Below are 16,974 nucleotides of genomic sequence, written 5' to 3'. Positions count from 1 at the left end.
TTGAGAAAATGCCCTCGCCTTGCGTTTGCAGGGCCCGGACCACACCTGCAGCAGGTGCGCGAGCCATTCTAGAGGACTATTTACCCTCTGTATAAAGCGCTCGGGGCGCTGAGCCAACAGCTCGGCCAGAGCAGCCCCCGATAATCGGCGCAGGATTTATTGCAAATCTTTGTGCCCATAGGCACAAAATCCCGGCTTGGGCCCTTTTTTGGGATGCAGGCGGCAGGTTTCGGGCCGTTTTTCATACACGGTGCAGCGGCGCGCCACCGGGTCAAGAAACTGGCAGTCGCCACTGGCGCGGCGCGCCATCGTGAAGATATTGTGCTTGGGGTTGTAATGGTCGATCAGCCGGGCCTTGAGCAGGCGCTTGGCGATCAGCTTGTGCGCGATATTGTCCACCTCAAAGGCGTCCACCAGACCCAGGCGCACCAGATCGGGCAGCTGCACCTCCAGCGGCATCGTGCAGCAATTGGCCGCGCAGCTGTCGCAGAGCCCGGCCTTGTACTTGGTCCAGGTCTCCAGGCGGTCAACATCAACAATTCGGATCGGGGATTTCATGGCGGGGCGCTGCGCAAGCGGCCGGGCAGGAGTGGCCGCTTATTTTTCAAGCCCGCCAGTATCGCGCCAAAGCGATGCCTGGGGCCGGCGCTTGGGCATGCTGAACCGGCTGGCGTTCAGCCCTGCTTCAGCCACACCGCGCCATCGCGCTCTTCCACCGCCACTGCATCCAGGCTAGCTCCCCGGCAGGGGCCGCCAACGCATTTGCCGGTATCGGGCTGGTAGATGGCGCCGTGGTAGGGGCAGAGGATGAACTGGCGGCCGCTCTCCAGAATGTCGCCATCAAAATCCATGGGCACGCTGGCGTGCTGGCACTCATTGATCCAGCCGTGCAGTTGGCCCTGCCAGCGGATCACAAAGGCCTTCTGGCCATTGGGCAGCTGAAAGAAAAAGGGCTTGCCGTTGTCCTGTAGCTCGGCGCTGGCACCGAGGGGTTCGGTGCCGTCAAACAAGATCGTGGGGGTGGTGGGCTCGGTCATGGCGGGCGCGCTGTCTTTGTCGTTGTCGTCAAAAAGAAAAGGCAGCCGCCCCATGCACATCGGCACGCGGCGGCTGCCCGGGGGCTGGCTGTATTTATGCGCTGGCAGCCGTGGTCGGCATGCTGGCAATCACCTGGGCCACGGCGGCGGTCAGCTTCTTGGCATAGGGCACATGCAGGAACTCATTGGGCCCGTGTGCATTGCTCTTGGGGCCCAGCACGCCGCAGACCATCATCTGCGCCTTGGGGAAGCCGGCGCTGAGCATCCCCATCAGCGGGATCGAGCCGCCCTGGCCGATAAAGCCGCAGTCGGCGCCAAAGTGCGCGCGGCTCGATTGGTTGAGCGCGTTCAGGAACCAGTCGCTGGTGTTGGGCGCATTCCAGCCATTGGCGCCGCTGGCCCCTTCCCAGGTGACCTTGGCCTGGTAGGGCGCATTGTCTTCGAGCAAGGTCTTGAGCTCTTGCATGCACTGCGTGGCATCGACCAGCGGGGGCAGGCGCAGGCTCAGCTTGAACGCGGTATAGGGGCGCAGCACATTGCCGGCATCCTGCAGCGCGGGCAGGCCTTCGGCGCCGGTAACGGACAAGGTCGGCTCCCAGGTGCGCTTGAGCAGCGCCTGCGTGGGGTCGGTGGTGGTGGGCAGCGCAAACAGGCTCGAGCCATTGCAGTCAAAATGCGCCCAGGGGAAGCGCTTGTACAGCTCATCGCCCAGAATGCCGGCGGTGGCCTGCGCCTGGGCCAGGCGCTCAGCGGGCACCGCGCAGTGAAAGCTCTCGGGCAGCAGGCGGCCGGTCTTGCTGTCTTCGAGGCGGTCGAGCACCTGGCGCATGATGCGGAAGGACGAGGGCACGACACCCGAGGCATCGCCCGAATGCACGCCTTCGGTGAGGATCTCCACCTTCAAGGTGCCTGCGACCATGCCGCGCAGGCTGGTGGTCAGCCACAGCTGGTCGTAGTTGCCCGCGCCGCTATCGAGGCAGATGACCAGGCCCACATCGCCCAGGCGGGGCTTGAGCATGTCGATATAGACCGGCAGGTCGCCCGAGCCGCTTTCCTCGCAGGTCTCGATCAGGCCGACGATACGCGGGTGCGGCACATTCTGGCGCTTGAGCTCCTGGATGGCGGCCACGCTGGCATAGGTGGCATAGCCGTCATCGGCGCCGCCCCGGCCATAGAGCTTGCCGTCTTCGTATTTGGGGGTCCAGGGGCCCAGGTCATTGCGCCAGCCGGAGAACTCGGGCTGCTTGTCCAGGTGGCCGTACATCAGCACGGTCTGCGTGCTCTGCGCCTGGGTGGCAGGCACTTCAAAGAACAGCACCGGCGTGCGGCCCGGCACGCGCACCACCTCCAGGGTCAGCCCCTCGACCTTCTGCGCCTCGATCCAGCTCGCGGCATTGCGCACCACCGTGTCGATGAAACCATGCTGCTCCCAGTTGCCATCAAAGCCCGGCGACTTGGCGGGGATGGCGATGTAGTCGGTCAGCTGGCGAAGGATATCGCGGTCCCACTGCTGGCTGATGTGGCTCAAGGCCGCATCGGCTTGCAGATGGGCGGCGTCTAGGCGGGCGTTCATGGGTGAATCTCCTGGAGGTGCTGCCACGACAAGGGCAGCCGCAGGCATAAGCGTACCAGCGCCAGCGCCGCCCGGCTATCGCCTCGGGCAAAGCCCTGCTGCCGTCATCCAGCGCAGGGCCCCGGCGGGCAGCGCCCGCAGTGGGGGTCAGGCGTGCTCGAAGTGGAACACCGCCGTGCCCGCGCGGGCATTCGGCAGCCAGCGCCGCACTTCGCCGTTCTGCAGGCCAAAGCTGTCCAGAATGCGCAGCTTGTTCTTGAGCGCCAGCACCTCGAAATCCTTGAAGGTGCCCACGCGGATATTGGGCGTGTCGTACCACTGGTAGGGCAGGCGCTTGGTCACCGGCATGCGGCCTTGCAGGATGGACAGGCGGTTGGGCCAGTGCGCAAAGTTGGGGAAGGCGACGACGCCCTGCTTGCCGATGCGCGCGGTCTCGCGCAGCATCACCTCGGCATTGCGCAGATGCTGCAAGGTGTCGATCTGCAGCACCATATCAAAGCTGTTGTCCTCGAAGATGGCCAGGCCGTCTTCCAGGTTCAGCTGCAGCACATTCACGCCCCGGCGCACGCAGGCCAGCACATTGCTGTCGTCAAACTCGATGCCATAGCCGCTGCACTGGCGCTCGCGCTGCAGGTAGGCCAGCAAGCTGCCATCGCCGCAGCCCAGGTCCAGCACGCGTGCGCCCAGAGGCACCAGGTTGGCAATCGCCTGAAAGGTGGAAGAAGCTTCGGTCATGCGGCCTCCTGGGCGCTGGGCTGGCCGGCGCTCAGTTCGCGGGCCATGTTTTCAAAATAGGAGCGCATCACGCCCATGTAGCGCGCGTCATCCAGCAAGAAGGCGTCATGCCCATGGGGCGCGTCGATCTCGGCGTAGCTGACAGTGCGGCGGTTGTCGAGCAAGGCCTTGACGATCTCGCGGCTGCGCGCCGGCGAAAAGCGCCAATCGGTGCTGAAGCTCACCAGCATGAAGCGCGCCTTGGCGCCGGCCAGCGCCTGGGTCAGGTCGCCGCCAAAGGGCTTGGCCGGGTCAAAGTAGTCGAGCGCACGGGTGATCAGCAAATAGGTATTCGCATCAAAGTAGTCGCTGAACTTGTCGCCCTGGTAGCGCAGATAGCTCTCGATCTGGAACTCCACATCCTGGGTGCTGTATTTGAGGTCCATGCCTTCGCGCAGCTGGCGGCCGAACTTCTGGTTCATCACATCGTCGCTCAGGTAGGTGATGTGGCCGATCATGCGGGCAATGCGCAGGCCGCGCTTGGGGATCACGCCCTCGCGGTAGAAGTGGCCGCCGTGGAAATCCGGGTCGGTCACGATGGCGCGGCGCGCCACCTCGTTGAAGGCAATGTTCTCGGCCGACAGGCAAGGCGCGCTGGCCACCACCACCGCATGGCGCATGCGGTCGGGGTACTGCAAGGTCCAGGACAGCGCCTGCATGCCGCCCAGGCTGCCGCCGAGCACGGCGGCCAGTTGCGTGATGCCCAGGCGGTCGAGCAGCAGTGCCTGGGCATTGACCCAGTCCTCCACCGTGACGACGGGGAAATCGGCGCCATAGACCTGGTCCGTGTCCTTGTCTGCATCCGGATTGCGGTGCATGGGCCCGGTGGAGCCAAAGCAGGAGCCCAGGTTGTTGACGCCGATGACAAAGAACTGGTTGGTATCGACCGGCTTGCCCGGGCCGATCATGTTGTCCCACCAGCCCTCGCTCTTGGGCTGGCCCTCGTAGTGGCCGGCCACATGGTGCGAGGCGTTGAGCGCATGGCAGACCAGGATGGCGTTGGAGCGGTCGGCGTTGAGCTGGCCGTAGGTCTCGTAGGCCAGGTGGTAGTCGCGGATGGAGGCGCCACTTTGGAGCGGAAGCGCCTCCGGGAAATGCATTGATTGGGGTGTCGCAACGAATGACATAAAAAACCCGGCAACGCTAAAAACGAGGCCGGGTCGATGGAATGCAGTCGCCTACCGAGTCTTTAGCTGGATTTATAAAGCGCCCGCAAGCTGAAGCAAATCGGCGCCGTGAAATCTCAGTGTACTGCAAATCGGCCGCAGATGTGCTGCATCAGCTGCCGCCCAGGTAGAGCCGGTTGGAGCTTTTGACCTCTTCCATCACCGCGTAGGTGCGGGTCTCGCGCACGCCGGGCAGCTGCCACAAAACCTCACCGGCAAAGTGGCGGTAGTGGTTCATATCGGCTACGCGGATCTTGACCAGGTAGTCAAAGCCGCCGGCCACCATATGGCACTCCATGATCTCGGGCCGCACCTGCACCGCCGCCTTGAACTCGTCAAATACATTGGGGGTGGTGCGGTCCAGCAGCACCTCGATGAAGACCAGCATCGCCGCGCCCAGCTTTTGCGGGTTCAAGCGCGCCTCGTAGCCGGTGATATAGCCTTCCTTGGTCAGGCGCTGCACGCGGGCCAGCACGGCCGTGGCCGACAGCGACACCGCCTCGGCCAGCTTCAGGTTGGAGATGCGGCCATCGCGCTGCAGCACGGCCAGAATGCGCAGATCGATGCGATCCAGGTCCTCCGGCGGGTCGATGATGGCGGTCATGGGCTGAATTTTTCACTATGAATGGGGCCTATTATGGAGAGAAATTCAAACCACAAACGATCACACTGGCGGCATTCACTATTTACTTGCTAACCGAGCCCGCCATGACTGCCAACGCCGTTGTTGACAACCAGCCCTCCACCACCTCGCCATTTTCGGCCGCAGAAAGCAGCCCATCTGGCGCAAGCGCTCCTGTTTTTAATGAGCTGGTATCGGCCTTGCAGCCCGCCTCGGCGCTGCGCGCGGCCATTACCGCCGCCTACCGCAAGCCCGAGACCGAAGCGCTGCAAGCACTGCTGCCCCAGGCCACGCCGCCCGCCGCCATTGCCCAGGCGGGTGATGCGCTGGCGCTGCAACTGGCCCGCACCCTGCGCGAGCGCAAGGCCGACAGCGGCCGCGCTGGCCTGGTGCAAGGCCTGCTGCAGGAGTTTGCGCTGTCGTCGCAAGAAGGCATTGCGCTGATGTGCCTGGCCGAGGCGCTGCTGCGCATCCCCGACACGGCCACCCGCGATGTGCTGATCCGCGACAAGATCGCCCACGGCCAGTGGAAGGCCCACGTGGGCAAGAGCCCGTCGATGTTCGTCAATGCCGCTGCCTGGGGCCTGGTGCTGACCGGCAAGCTGGTGGCCACGCACAGCGAAGGCTCGCTGGGCCAGTCGCTCACCCGCCTCATTGGCCGGGGCGGCGAGCCGCTGATCCGCAAGGGCGTGGACATGGCCATGCGCATGATGGGCGAGCAGTTCGTCACCGGCGAGACGATTGGCGAGGCGCTGAAGAACGCCGAGCGCCTGGAGGCCAAGGGCTTCCGCTACTCCTACGACATGCTGGGCGAAGCGGCGATGACCAGCGACGACGCCAAGCGCTACCTGTGCGACTATGAAAACGCCATCCATGCGATCGGCAAGGCCAGCCATGGCCGGGGCGTGTACGAAGGCCCCGGCATCTCGATCAAGCTGTCGGCCCTGCACCCGCGCTACAGCCGCGCCCAGTACGACCGCGTGATGGCCGAGCTCTACCCCGTGGTGCTGCAGCTGGCCGTGCTGGCCAAGGGCTACAACATCGGTCTCAATATCGATGCCGAAGAAGCCGACCGCCTGGAGCTGTCGCTGGACCTGCTGGAAAAGCTCTGCTTTGCGCCCGAGCTGGCCGGTTTTGCCGGTATCGGTTTTGTCGTGCAGGCCTACCAAAAGCGCTGCCCCTATGTGCTGGCCTTCATCATCGACCTGGCCCGCCGCAGCCAGCACCGGCTGATGGTGCGCCTGGTCAAGGGCGCCTACTGGGACAGCGAGATCAAGCGCGCCCAGATCGACGGCCTGGAAGGCTACCCGGTCTACACCCGCAAGGCCTATACCGATGTGTCCTACCTGGCCTGCGCACGCCAACTGCTGGCCGCGCCCGATGCGGTCTACCCCCAGTTCGCCACGCACAACGCCCACACCTTGGCCACCATCTACCACCTGGCCGACCCGGCCCGCTACCAGCCCGGCCAGTATGAGTTCCAGTGCCTGCACGGCATGGGCGAGCCGCTGTACGAGCAGGTCGTGGGCCGCAACGCCAGCGAAAACCTGGGCCGCCCCTGCCGCATCTATGCCCCGGTGGGCACGCATGAAACCCTGCTGGCCTACCTGGTGCGCCGCCTGCTGGAGAACGGTGCCAACACCAGCTTTGTGAACCGCATTGCCGACCAGGACATCCCCCTGGCCAAGCTGGTGGAAAACCCCGTGACCACCGCCCAGCAATGGGCGCAGAGCGAAGGCCAGCTGGGCCTGCCCAACCCGCACATTGCCCAGCCGCGCGCGCTGTATGGCGCAAGCCGCAGCAATTCGGCAGGGCTCGACCTGTCCAACGACAACCGCCTGCGTGCGCTGCAGCAAGACCTGCAAGCCAGCGCCCAGATGGCCTGGCATGCCCAGCCGATGCTGGCCGATGGCGCGCCCGCCTCCACCCAGGCCAGCGAACCGGTGCTGAACCCGGCCGACCACAGCGACCAGGTCGGCACGGTCACGCAGGCATCGACCGAGCAGGTGGAGTTTGCACTGGCCGCCGCCCAGGCCGCCGCCGCCCGCTGGCAGGCCACCCCGCCCGCCCAGCGCGCCGATTGCCTCGCCCAGGCCGGTGACCTGCTTGAAGCCCATATGCCCACCCTGATGGGTGTGCTGGTGCGCGAGGCCGGCAAGACCTGCGCCAACGCGATTGCCGAGGTGCGCGAGGCCGTGGACTTTCTGCGCTTTTACGCCGCCCAGGTGCGCAGCTGGGGCCAGGCGGATTACCAGGCGCTGGGCCCGGTGGTCTGCATCAGCCCCTGGAACTTCCCGCTGGCCATCTTCAGCGGCCAGATTGCCGCCGCGCTGGCCGCCGGCAACACCGTGCTGGCCAAGCCAGCCGAGCAGACCCCGCTGATCGCCGCTGCCGCCGTGCAGGCGCTGTGGCAGGCCGGCGTGCCGCGCGATGTGTTGCAGCTGCTGCCGGGCACCGGCGAGACCGTGGGTGCCCGCCTGGTGGGCGACCACCGCGTGCAGGCCGTCATGTTCACCGGCTCGACCGAGGTGGCTCGCATTCTGCAAAAGACGCTGGCCCAGCGCCTCGATGCCCAAGGCCAGCCCGTCACCCTGGTGGCCGAGACCGGCGGCCAGAACGCGATGATCGTGGATTCGTCCGCGCTGGCCGAGCAGGTCGTGGTCGATGTGCTGTCCTCGGCCTTTGACTCGGCCGGCCAGCGCTGCTCGGCGCTGCGTGTGCTCTGCGTGCAGGAAGAAGCGGCCGACCGCCTGCTGCACATGCTGCGCGGCGCGATGCAGGAGCTCCAGCTGGGCAACCCCTGCCAGCTCAAGACCGATGTCGGCCCCGTGATCGACGCCGAGGCCAAGGGCGTCATCGACCAGCACATTGCCCGCATGCAGGCCGCTGGCCACCAGGTCTGGCAAAACAGCGGCGCCAGCGCGCAAGGCACCTTTGTGCCGCCCACGGTGATCGCCATCGGCCAGCTCTCCGAGCTCAAGCGCGAGGTCTTTGGCCCGGTGCTGCATGTGCTGCGCTACCGCCGCGAGAACCTGCCCCAGCTGCTGGCCGACATCAATGCCACCGGCTACGCGCTCACCCTGGGCCTGCACACCCGCATTGACGAGACCATCAACCAGGTGGTCAATGCCGCGCATGCCGGCAATATCTATGTGAACCGCAACATCGTCGGCGCCGTCGTCGGCGTGCAGCCCTTTGGTGGCGAAGGCCTGTCGGGCACGGGCCCCAAGGCCGGCGGCCCGCTGTACATGCTGCGCCTGCTCAGCCGCATGCCGGCCACGGCCACCGTGGATGCGCTGGCCCACCTGCCGCGCATGGCCGGTAGCGAGGCCCCGGCCGCCCGCGCCGGCCAGCGCGGCAATGCCCACGGCCTGGAACAGGCCGATGCCGCCCCCGCCGCTGCGCTGGAGGCGCTGCAAAGCTGGGCCAGCCAGCAAGGCCAGGGCGATCTGGCAGCGCTGTGCCAGCGCTATGCCGCCCATACCGGCAACGGTTTTGCGGCCGAGCTGCCCGGCCCCACCGGGGAGCGCAATCTGTATGTGCTGAGCGGCCGTGCGCGCGTGGGCTGCGTAGCCAGCACTAGCAGCCTGCTGCTGGCCCAGCTCGCTGCCGTGCTCGCTGCTGGCTCCTCCGCCGTGTGGCCCGCGGGCAGCAGCCACGCCAGCCTGCTGGCCCAGCTGCCTACCTCGGTGCGTGCCTCGGTGCAATTGTCTGCGCACAGCGAGCAGGCCTTTGTGCAGTCCGAAGCCTTTGATGCGCTGATCGTCGATGCGGCCAGCGGCTGGCTGCCCACGGCCAGCCGCCTGGCCGGCCGCGCCGGCGCCATCGTGCCGATCACCGCCCAGGCCGCCGATGGCAGCGTGCCGCTGTTCCGCCTGCTGGCCGAGCATGCCATCAGCATCAACACCGCAGCGGCCGGCGGCAATGCCAGCTTGATGACCTTGGACTGAGGCTGAAGCTTGGGGCGTAGCCCCATCAAAAAAGGGCTCGAGATCGCAAGATCCCCAGCCCTTTTATTTATTTAGTTAGGGCGTTGCAGTGTTGCAAGCGCCGCCAGCGCTATCAGTCCATCGTCGTGAACAGCGCGGCCACCCCCAGCACCAGGAAGATCACCGCGCAGACGCGGTGGATCCAGCGGATCGGCAGTTTCTTGGTGATCTTGTCGCCAAACCAGACCACCGGCGCATTGGCCAGCATCATGCCGATCGTGGTGCCAGCAACCACCCAGTAATAAGAAGCGGGGTACTTGGCGGCCAGGCCCACGGTGGCCAGCTGGGTCTTGTCGCCCATCTCGGCCAGGAAGAACAGCAGCACCGTGGTGCCGAACACGCCCCAGCGGCCGCTGCTCTTGCCCGCTTCGTCCTCGTCGATCTTGTCGGGGATCAGCATCCAGCCGGCCATCAGGATAAAGGACACGCCCAGAATCCAGCGCAGCACATCGGGGCCCAGCATCGTGGTGATCCAGGCGCCAACGGCACCGGCCAGCGCATGGTTGACCAGCGTCGAGACAAAGATGCCCAGCACAATGAGCCAGGGTTTGCGGTATTTGGCAGCGAGGACAAGGGACAGCAGCTGTGTCTTGTCGCCCATTTCGGCAAGGGCAACGACAGCGGTCGAGAGGAGAAAGGCTTCCATGGAGTGGGGATCGTTATTGCAGCCGGATATAGCAAGACAGCATTGACCGCATCGCGACTCCGGCATTGGATCGCAACGTGGTCAATGGTCTCGCCCAGCATCCTCATCACCAGATGCCGTGTACGCCATAGGCCGCGAAGGCCCAAGTTTGTTGACGCACACTCTGCGGCGCATCGCGCGCCCAGCAGGCTACTCCCCAAAGACTGGCGCATCATACGCCCAAAAGCGATGTTGCGCCGCAACACCTACGCCCGCCAGGGAAAATACCAAGGGCTGGTTGCGGGAACTGTCAACACAGCGTAAGGCGATTCACCCATAATGGTGAAGCTCAATGTGCCCCCGGGTACACTAGAGCGCGCGGTGATCCGTCTTGGAAGTTGTCACAGGTTTGTTGATTGCATCAGGCTCCATCGCTTTTTTTACTTTTTTCGGAGTCCTCAAATGGGCAACAAACTTTACGTGGGCAACCTGCCTTACTCTTTCCGTGACAGCGATCTGGAAAGCACTTTCAGCCAATTCGGTACCGTCTCCAGCGCCAAGGTCATGATGGAACGTGACACCGGCCGTTCCAAGGGCTTCGGCTTTGTGGAAATGGGTTCGGACGCTGAAGCACAAGCTGCTATCGAAGGCGTGAACGGCCAAGGCTTTGGCGGTCGTAACCTGGTCGTGAACGAAGCACGTCCAATGGAAGCACGTCCTCCACGCAGCGGCGGCTTCGGCGGCGGTGGTGGTGGCCGTGGTTTCGGCGGTGGTGATCGCGGCGGCTTCGGCGGCGGTGGTGATCGCGGTGGCTTCGGCGGCGGTGGCCGTGGTGGCTACGGTGGCGGCAGCTACTAAGCACATCGCATCCAAAACCTCTGAGAGGTTTTGACAGTGAGATGACGGGTTTTCCCGGAAAAAAGGCCTCTTTGAGGCCTTTTTTGCATCTGGTTGCAGCTTCTGCGCCACAACTGAGGGGCACAACTATGCCATTCTCGGTTTTTATGCCAGAAAATAAAGGATGGAGCATTCCTCCATTGGGCTACTGCGATAGATGACCGGTGTTCTACAGGGCGCGATCGCATTATTTAAGAGTTATCAGGAGTCCCTCAAATGGGCAACAAGCTTTACGTCGGTAATTTGCCATACCAGGTTCGCGACAACGATCTGGAACAGGCCTTTGGTCAGTTTGGCAGCGTAACCAGCGCCAAGGTGATGATGGAACGCGACACGGGTCGCTCCAAGGGTTTCGGTTTTGTAGAAATGGGCAGCGATGAAGAAGCCCAAGCTGCGGTCAACGGTCTGAACGGTCAGCCCCTGGGCGGTCGCAATCTGGTCGTGAACGAAGCACGCCCCATGGAGCCCCGTCCTCCCCGCAGCGGCGGTGGTGGTTTTGGCGGCCCACGCGGTGGTGGCTTTGGCGGCGGCGGCGGTAACCGTGGCGGCTTTGGCGGCGGTGGTGGCTACGGCGGCGGTGGTGGCGGTGGCTACGGCGGCGGCGGTGGCTACGGCGGCGGTGGTGGCGGTGGCTACGGCGGCGGCGGTGGTGGTGGTTACGGCGGTGGCGGCGGCGGTGATCGCGGCGGCTACGGCGGCGGCGGTGGCGGCGGTGGTTATGGCGACCGCGGTGGTCGCGATGGCGGCCGTGGCGGCAATGACCGCGACTTTGGTGGTGGCGATCGTGGCGGTGAGCGCGATGGCGGCTTCCGCAGCCCCTACGGCAATGGTTCGCGCAACCGCGGCGGCAACCAAGGCTACGACAACAACGACGACTATTGATGCCTGCAGGCACAGCCCGGCGCTGTGCCGCACCGCAACGACAAAGCCCCGCCAGGGGCTTTTTTCATGCCCGGCTCAGGACCTGCTTTCAGTCTTGACCCGGTGGCGCCTCTTGCACCCGCTCGCGGTGGCGGTGCTTGCGCGGGCGGTTGGCCAGCGCGCGGTCATAGAGGGCATTGGGCAGGCAGCGCAACAGCTTGGCCACCCAGCCCATCTGCCAGGGGATGACGGCATAGCTGCGCGCCTTGGCAATCACCGCAAAGGCCTGGTCGGCAAAGGCCTCGGGCTGCATCAGGAAGGGCATGCCATAGCGGTTGTGGCTGGTGAGCGGCGTGGCGACAAAGCCCGGGCAGATGGTGACCACCTGCACGCCGCTGCGCTGTAGTTCCACCCGCAGGCTCTCGCAGTAGCTGATGACCGCCGCCTTGCTGGCGCAGTAGGCGCCATGGCCAGGCAGGCCGCGTATGCCGGCCACGCTGGCAATACCGACCAGCTTGCCGCTGCCGCGCGCCTGCATGGGCCGCACAAAGGCATGGAAGGTCGCGGCCATGCCAATCACATTGGTCGCATAAGTCTGGGCCATGACCTCCAGGTCCTCGCGCTCGGCCGTGTCGATGCCGTAGCTCACCCCGGCATTGGCCACCACCACATCGGGCAGGCCCTGCTGCTGCAGGCATTGCATGCAGGCAGCAATGGTCTGGTCCTGGTCGGCCACATCCGCGCCATAGATGGCGTAGCGGCTGGCGTCCATCGCCTGCGCCTGGGCCCAGTCCGCAATCAGCGCGGTACGGCGGGCCACCAAGGCCAGGCGGTAACCGGCCTGGTAGTAGCGCCAGGCCAGCGCCTGGCCGATGCCGCTGGAGGCGCCGGTGATCAGCACCAGCGGTGCGTCGCTCAGGGGGGTGGACATGCGGCGCTCAGCGTGCGGGCTGCAGAACGCCCTTGACCCGGCCCTTGAGCTCTGCGACCTGGGTGATGTTGTTGAAGACCATCGAGTCGGCCGTGAACCGGTCCTGGCCCCGGATGATCTCGACGGGCTTGTTCGAGCTCACCCGCTCTTCATTGACAAAGGCGTGCAGAAACTCGCCCCGGAACTCCATCTGCGGCGCACCGGGCTTGTTGCTGCTGCGCACCACCTTGGCATTGCCAAACAGCTGCACTTCGGAGCCATCGGCATTGGACAGCGCGCGGTTGGCGGTGGCCACCGTGGTGGAGCCATCCTGGCGGATGGCACGCATCGTGGCCGTGTCGATCTCCAGCGTGTCGGTGTCCATGTAATGGCGCATCTTCTTGCCCTGGATCTCGCTGGTCAGCACGCCGGTGCCGTCAAAGCTGCGCACCGAAAAGTCGTTCATGTAGTAATCCACCTCGTGGCCGGCCACCACCTGCTCGCGCACGCTCTGGGGCTTGGGGGCATTGCGCACCAGCCACCAGGTGCCCAGCGCCAGCAGGCCCATCAGGATCACCGGCAGGTAGATGGACGACAGGTCGATAAGGCGTCGCAGGCGAGATTTCATTGTCCGTACCGATCGAGCAGGTTGACATAGGCACCGCAGGCGGCCAGCACGGCGTCGCAGAGCTCGCGCGCGGCACCGGCGCCGCCTTGGCGGGTGGTTACCCAGTGTGCCACGCCCAGCACTTCGGGGTGGGCATTGGCGGGGGCGCAGGCCAGCCGGCAGCGGCGCAGCACCGGCAGATCCGGCCAGTCATCGCCAATCGCAGCCGCCTGGTGCCAGTCCAGGCCCAGCGCCTCGAGCATGGCCTGGGCGGCGGGCAGCTTGTCCTCGGTGCCATAGCGCACCTGCGCGATGCCCAGCGCCGCCAGGCGGTGGCGCAGCGGTGCCGAATCGCGCCCGGTGATGACGGCCGGCACAATGCCGGCCTCACGCAGCATCTTGAGGCCATGGCCGTCGAGCGTGTGGAAGCGCTTGAGCGTCTCGCCCTGCTCGCTGATGTACAGGCCCCCATCGGTGAGCACGCCATCCACATCGAAAAACACGATCTTGATGCCCTGGGCGCGCAGCAGCAGCTCAGCGGGCCAGTGCTGGGCGGGGGTGATGGCGGGCAAGGTGAATGTGCTGGCCATCAGATCACCTTGGCCCGCATCAGATCGCCCACATGCACGATGCCCACCAGGCGCTGGGCCGCATCGGTCACCAGCACGCTGGTGATGCGGTGGGCCTCCATCATCGCGGCAGCGTCGGCCGCCAGTGCGTCGGCCGATATCTGGCGCGGCGTGGCATGCATCACCTCAGCGGCCGTCAGCCCGCGCAAATCGGCACCGGCCTCAATGCGGCGGCGCAGATCGCCATCGGTGAACACGCCCTGCAGCAGGCCATGCGCATCGACGATGGCAGCGGCCCCCATGCCCTTGGCACTCATCTCGCGCATCAGGTCGCTGAAGCTGGCGCTGGGCAGCACGGTGGGCAGCGCATCGCCCGTGCGCATCACATCGGCCACATGGGTGAGCAGGCGGCGGCCCAGCGCGCCACCGGGGTGGGAGCGGGCAAAATCCTCGGCCTTGAAGCCGCGCGCATCCAGCAGCGCCACGGCCAGTGCATCGCCCATCGCCATTTGCGCCGTTGTGCTCGCCGTGGGGGCCAGGTTCAGCGGGCAGGCTTCCTTGTCGACCTGGGTGTTGAGCACCCAGTCGGCATGGCGCGCCATCGAGGACTGCAGGTTGCCCGTCATCGCCACCACGGGCACGCCCAGGCGCTTGAGCACCGGCAGCAGCACGGAAATCTCGCCACTCTCGCCGCTGTTGGAGATGGCCAGCACCAGGTCCTGGCCCGTGACCATGCCCAGATCGCCATGGCTGGCCTCGCCCGGGTGCACAAAGAATGCTGGCGTTCCGGTCGATGCCAAGGTGGCGGCAATCTTGCGCCCCACATGCCCGCTCTTGCCCATGCCGGTGACCACCACACGCCCGGGAATGTCCAGCATGCGCTGCACGACCTGGACAAAGTTGTCGTCCAGGCGCTGCGCCAGTGCCGCTATGGCCTCGGCCTCGATCGCAAAGGTAGACGCCGCCAGGCGCAGAATCTGCGCCGCTTCCACGGGGCGCTTGGGCTGTAGGGTGCTCATGGAGGCTGATTTTATCGGAGCGCCCGCGCCCCGGCGGGCGCAGGTCATTGCCAAACATGCTTAACCTGCGCCGGGCGCCGGTTGCTGCTGCCGCAGTTGGACTACCATGGCGGCTCCTCCCCTTTTCTGCCCGCCCACCATGCACGCTCCCGACGTCAACGCCTTTTTGCGTCACCATATCCGCACCGTTCCCGATTGGCCAGCGCCGGGCGTGCAGTTCCGGGACATCACCCCGCTGCTGCAGAACCCGCAGGTCTTCCATGTGCTGATCGATGCCTTTGTGCACCGCTACATGTCACGCGACATGCGCCCCGATGTGGTGGCCGGGCTCGATGCGCGCGGCTTCATCCTCGGCGCGGTCATCGCCTACCAGCTCAAGGTGGGCTTTGTGCCGATCCGCAAAAAGGGCAAGCTGCCCTTCACCACGGTCGAAGAAACCTATGAGCTCGAATACGGCAGCGCCACCGTGGAGCTGCATGCCGATGCGGTCAAGCCCGGCGACAAGGTGTTGCTGGTCGACGACCTGATTGCCACTGGCGGCACGATGATGGCCGGCAAGAAGCTGCTGGAAAAGCTGGGCGCCCAGGTGATGGAGGGCGCAGCGATTGTCGACCTGCCGGAGCTGGGCGGCTCCAAGCGGCTGACCGACGCGGGTCTGCCGCTGTTCACGCTGGTGGATTTTGCGGGGCACTGACTGCGGCCATCCGGCCTTCGCACCTCAGCAAAGAGCGGCCAAGGACCCGCGCAAAGTCTCTTCGCGCCGCGCCAGAGGCTGCGAATATCTTCTCAGTGCAGATCGCCGTACTGGGTATTGCTCAGGCCGCCAAAGCTGGTGTCGGCCGTGGGCGCGGGCGCACCGCCGCGCTGCGCGGCCTCCCGGGCGATCTGGGCATTGTGTGCGGCGCTGCGCGCAGGCGGCACGATGGGCGCGGGCCGGGGCGCTGCGCTAGTGGCAGCGCGGTTTGCAGCCGATGCACCGTCGAGCGCAGGCACCGGGTTCAGCGCCGCCTCGAGCAAGGCTTTCTTGAAGGCGGCAATCTCCGCCTCATCGACCGGGTCCATGCCCAGCGGCACCGGCACCACGGCCGGCTGGGGCGCGGTGACCACACTGGGGGCCTTGGAGCTGGTGGCACCCAGCTGGGCATTGAGGCGCCAGTAGACCGAGGTGATCACGATCTCGAAACGGGTCTTGGCCGAGTAGGCGATCAAGGCCTCGATCTGGGTGAGCTTGTCGGGCGAGGCGCAGTGCTGCTGGGCCAGGTCCACCATCACGATGAACTGCGTGGCACGCTTGTCCAGCGCCAGCACCTTGAATTTGTAACCTGCCGACAGAATGCCCGAGCGCACCATGGATTCGCGCACGGCCGAATACACCATCTCCCGGCGGGCCGAGCGCTCTCCGGGGCGGGGCGCTGCGCTGTCGTGCTGCGGTGCCGCAGCCATGGGCTTGGCGGCCACCAAGGGGCTCTGGGCGGCCAGCATATCGTGCTGGCTCACACCCAGCGGTTCGGCAAACATGGTTTGCGGCCCCAGGGGCGCAAAAGCCGATTTTTTTTCTGGTCGACTGAACCATTTGGCAAATATAGACATGCCACTCCCTACCCTGATCAGAATTTGAGCCGCAGACACAGGCCTTGGGGGATATGGCCTGGCTGGCCGCATCCCGCCTTGCAGGCCCGCAAACCTGGGGTTGGCTGCGTCTGCATCCGCGACTCTCTTATGGTCACCCGTTTCATCACGCAACAGGCGTTTGTAATTGTAGGAAGGAGTATTGCATACCCTGGTCAGAAAAGCGCGCGCGATTTGACCAATGCCAAGCTTTTATGTTGCGGCGACGCGGCGTTTTCGGTTGCCCAGGCGCTTGGCCAGCACCGATCCGGCCGCCATCGCCAGCGCGACGGCCACCGTGGGCTGGCGGTTGCACAGCTCGGTGAAGCGGATGCTCGACAGCCCCCAGAGGCGGCAACCGGCCACCGCCTGCACAGTGGCATTGCGCGGCTGGTGCGAGAAGAACGCGCCTTCGCCGACAATGGAGCCCGCGCCGACGATCGCCAGGCGAATGCGCTGCTTTTCGTCCTCGAAATGCACGCTGAGGCTGCCGCTTTCGATGAAAAACAGGGTGCGCTCCTGCGTGCCTTGCTGAAACAGCACCTGCGATGCCGCCAGCTGGGTCTGCGTCAGGTACGGGGCCAGGATCTCCCACTGCGCAGCCGTCAGCGGGTTGATCATGCTTTCCTCATCCTGGCAGTTGTTAATGGCTGTTACCAGGGGCTTGATGTCATTGGCGCTACTGAACATGAAATCCTCCTCCGCAATCCTGGCGGT

General features: G+C 65.4%; 16 protein-coding genes, 1 pseudogene and 1 riboswitch. Of the genes and pseudogenes, 4 read left to right on the top strand and 13 right to left on the bottom strand.

The window, feature by feature from the left end:
• Positions 1-156 precede the first annotated feature (156 nt).
• The 6 genes from WH303_RS04170 to WH303_RS04145 form a co-directional block, all read right to left on the bottom strand.
• Positions 157-558, bottom strand: a complete 402-nt coding sequence (locus WH303_RS04170) for a YkgJ family cysteine cluster protein (protein ID WP_021025658.1) — start codon at positions 556-558, stop codon at positions 157-159.
• 116 nt (positions 559-674) lie between these two features.
• Complete coding sequence (locus WH303_RS04165) at positions 675-1,037, bottom strand: Rieske (2Fe-2S) protein (protein ID WP_339517116.1); 363 nt, start codon at positions 1,035-1,037, stop codon at positions 675-677.
• A 94-nt stretch (positions 1,038-1,131) separates the two neighbouring features.
• Positions 1,132-2,610, bottom strand: coding sequence for a M20 family metallopeptidase (locus tag WH303_RS04160; protein WP_339517115.1), 1,479 nt, complete (start codon positions 2,608-2,610; stop codon positions 1,132-1,134).
• A gap of 147 nt (positions 2,611-2,757) precedes the next feature.
• Entirely contained in the window at positions 2,758-3,345 is a 588-nt protein-coding gene (metW, locus tag WH303_RS04155; protein WP_339517114.1) for a methionine biosynthesis protein MetW, read from the bottom strand.
• Entirely contained in the window at positions 3,342-4,511 is a 1,170-nt protein-coding gene (gene metX, locus WH303_RS04150) for a homoserine O-succinyltransferase MetX (protein WP_339517113.1), read from the bottom strand. The genes metW and metX overlap by 4 nt, the downstream gene beginning before the upstream one ends.
• A gap of 151 nt (positions 4,512-4,662) precedes the next feature.
• Positions 4,663-5,154, bottom strand: a complete 492-nt coding sequence (locus WH303_RS04145) for an Lrp/AsnC ligand binding domain-containing protein (RefSeq protein ID WP_021025653.1) — start codon at positions 5,152-5,154, stop codon at positions 4,663-4,665.
• Between the two features lie 104 nt (positions 5,155-5,258).
• Between WH303_RS04145 and putA the strand changes: the two genes are divergently transcribed.
• Entirely contained in the window at positions 5,259-9,122 is a 3,864-nt protein-coding gene (gene putA / locus WH303_RS04140) for a trifunctional transcriptional regulator/proline dehydrogenase/L-glutamate gamma-semialdehyde dehydrogenase (protein ID WP_339517112.1), read from the top strand.
• Positions 9,123-9,234: 112 nt separating this feature from the next.
• On the opposite strand, the gene WH303_RS04135 is transcribed toward putA, so the two are convergent.
• Positions 9,235-9,807 carry a TMEM165/GDT1 family protein gene (locus WH303_RS04135; protein WP_339517111.1) on the bottom strand — a complete coding sequence of 191 codons (573 nt, stop codon included), beginning with the start codon at positions 9,805-9,807 and terminating at the stop codon, positions 9,235-9,237.
• A 96-nt stretch (positions 9,808-9,903) separates the two neighbouring features.
• Positions 9,904-10,017: riboswitch (yybP-ykoY riboswitch) on the bottom strand.
• A gap of 231 nt (positions 10,018-10,248) precedes the next feature.
• Here WH303_RS04135 and WH303_RS04130 point away from each other — a divergent pair.
• Positions 10,249-10,644 carry an RNA recognition motif domain-containing protein gene (locus tag WH303_RS04130; protein ID WP_021025438.1) on the top strand — a complete coding sequence of 132 codons (396 nt, stop codon included), beginning with the start codon at positions 10,249-10,251 and terminating at the stop codon, positions 10,642-10,644.
• 255 nt (positions 10,645-10,899) lie between these two features.
• Positions 10,900-11,445: pseudogene (locus WH303_RS04125) on the top strand (RNA recognition motif domain-containing protein); the annotation flags it as partial.
• Between the two features lie 208 nt (positions 11,446-11,653).
• Here WH303_RS04125 and WH303_RS04120 read toward each other — a convergent pair.
• From WH303_RS04120 to WH303_RS04105, 4 genes are read right to left on the bottom strand one after another with little or no spacing between them, the layout of a single operon-like run.
• Complete coding sequence (locus WH303_RS04120; RefSeq protein ID WP_339517110.1) at positions 11,654-12,475, bottom strand: SDR family oxidoreductase; 822 nt, start codon at positions 12,473-12,475, stop codon at positions 11,654-11,656.
• Between the two features lie 7 nt (positions 12,476-12,482).
• Positions 12,483-13,082 (bottom strand): LPS export ABC transporter periplasmic protein LptC, encoded by a 600-nt coding sequence (lptC, locus tag WH303_RS04115; protein WP_339517109.1) that lies wholly within the window; start codon positions 13,080-13,082, stop codon positions 12,483-12,485.
• Entirely contained in the window at positions 13,079-13,651 is a 573-nt protein-coding gene (locus tag WH303_RS04110) for a KdsC family phosphatase (RefSeq protein ID WP_339517108.1), read from the bottom strand. Before WH303_RS04110 ends, lptC begins: the two co-directional genes overlap by 4 nt.
• Entirely contained in the window at positions 13,651-14,649 is a 999-nt protein-coding gene (locus WH303_RS04105) for a KpsF/GutQ family sugar-phosphate isomerase (RefSeq protein ID WP_339517107.1), read from the bottom strand. The genes WH303_RS04110 and WH303_RS04105 overlap by 1 nt, the downstream gene beginning before the upstream one ends.
• A 139-nt stretch (positions 14,650-14,788) precedes the next feature.
• Here WH303_RS04105 and WH303_RS04100 point away from each other — a divergent pair, with 139 nt between their 5' ends.
• Positions 14,789-15,343: an adenine phosphoribosyltransferase gene (locus WH303_RS04100; RefSeq protein WP_021025692.1), complete on the top strand. Its 555-nt coding sequence runs from the start codon at positions 14,789-14,791 to the stop codon at positions 15,341-15,343.
• A 92-nt stretch (positions 15,344-15,435) separates the two neighbouring features.
• Here WH303_RS04100 and WH303_RS04095 read toward each other — a convergent pair whose 3' ends face one another.
• On the bottom strand, positions 15,436-16,167 hold the full coding sequence (locus WH303_RS04095) for a hypothetical protein (RefSeq protein WP_339517106.1): 732 nt from the start codon (positions 16,165-16,167) through the stop codon (positions 15,436-15,438).
• A gap of 303 nt (positions 16,168-16,470) precedes the next feature.
• Positions 16,471-16,947, bottom strand: coding sequence for a Crp/Fnr family transcriptional regulator (locus WH303_RS04090; protein WP_339517105.1), 477 nt, complete (start codon positions 16,945-16,947; stop codon positions 16,471-16,473).
• Positions 16,948-16,974: the final 27 nt, after the last annotated feature.

The sequence above is a fragment of the Comamonas sp. MYb69 genome (genome assembly GCF_037479315.1).
Taxonomy (GTDB): domain Bacteria; phylum Pseudomonadota; class Gammaproteobacteria; order Burkholderiales; family Burkholderiaceae_C; genus Comamonas.
This window is presented reverse-complemented; position numbering and strand designations above follow the sequence as displayed.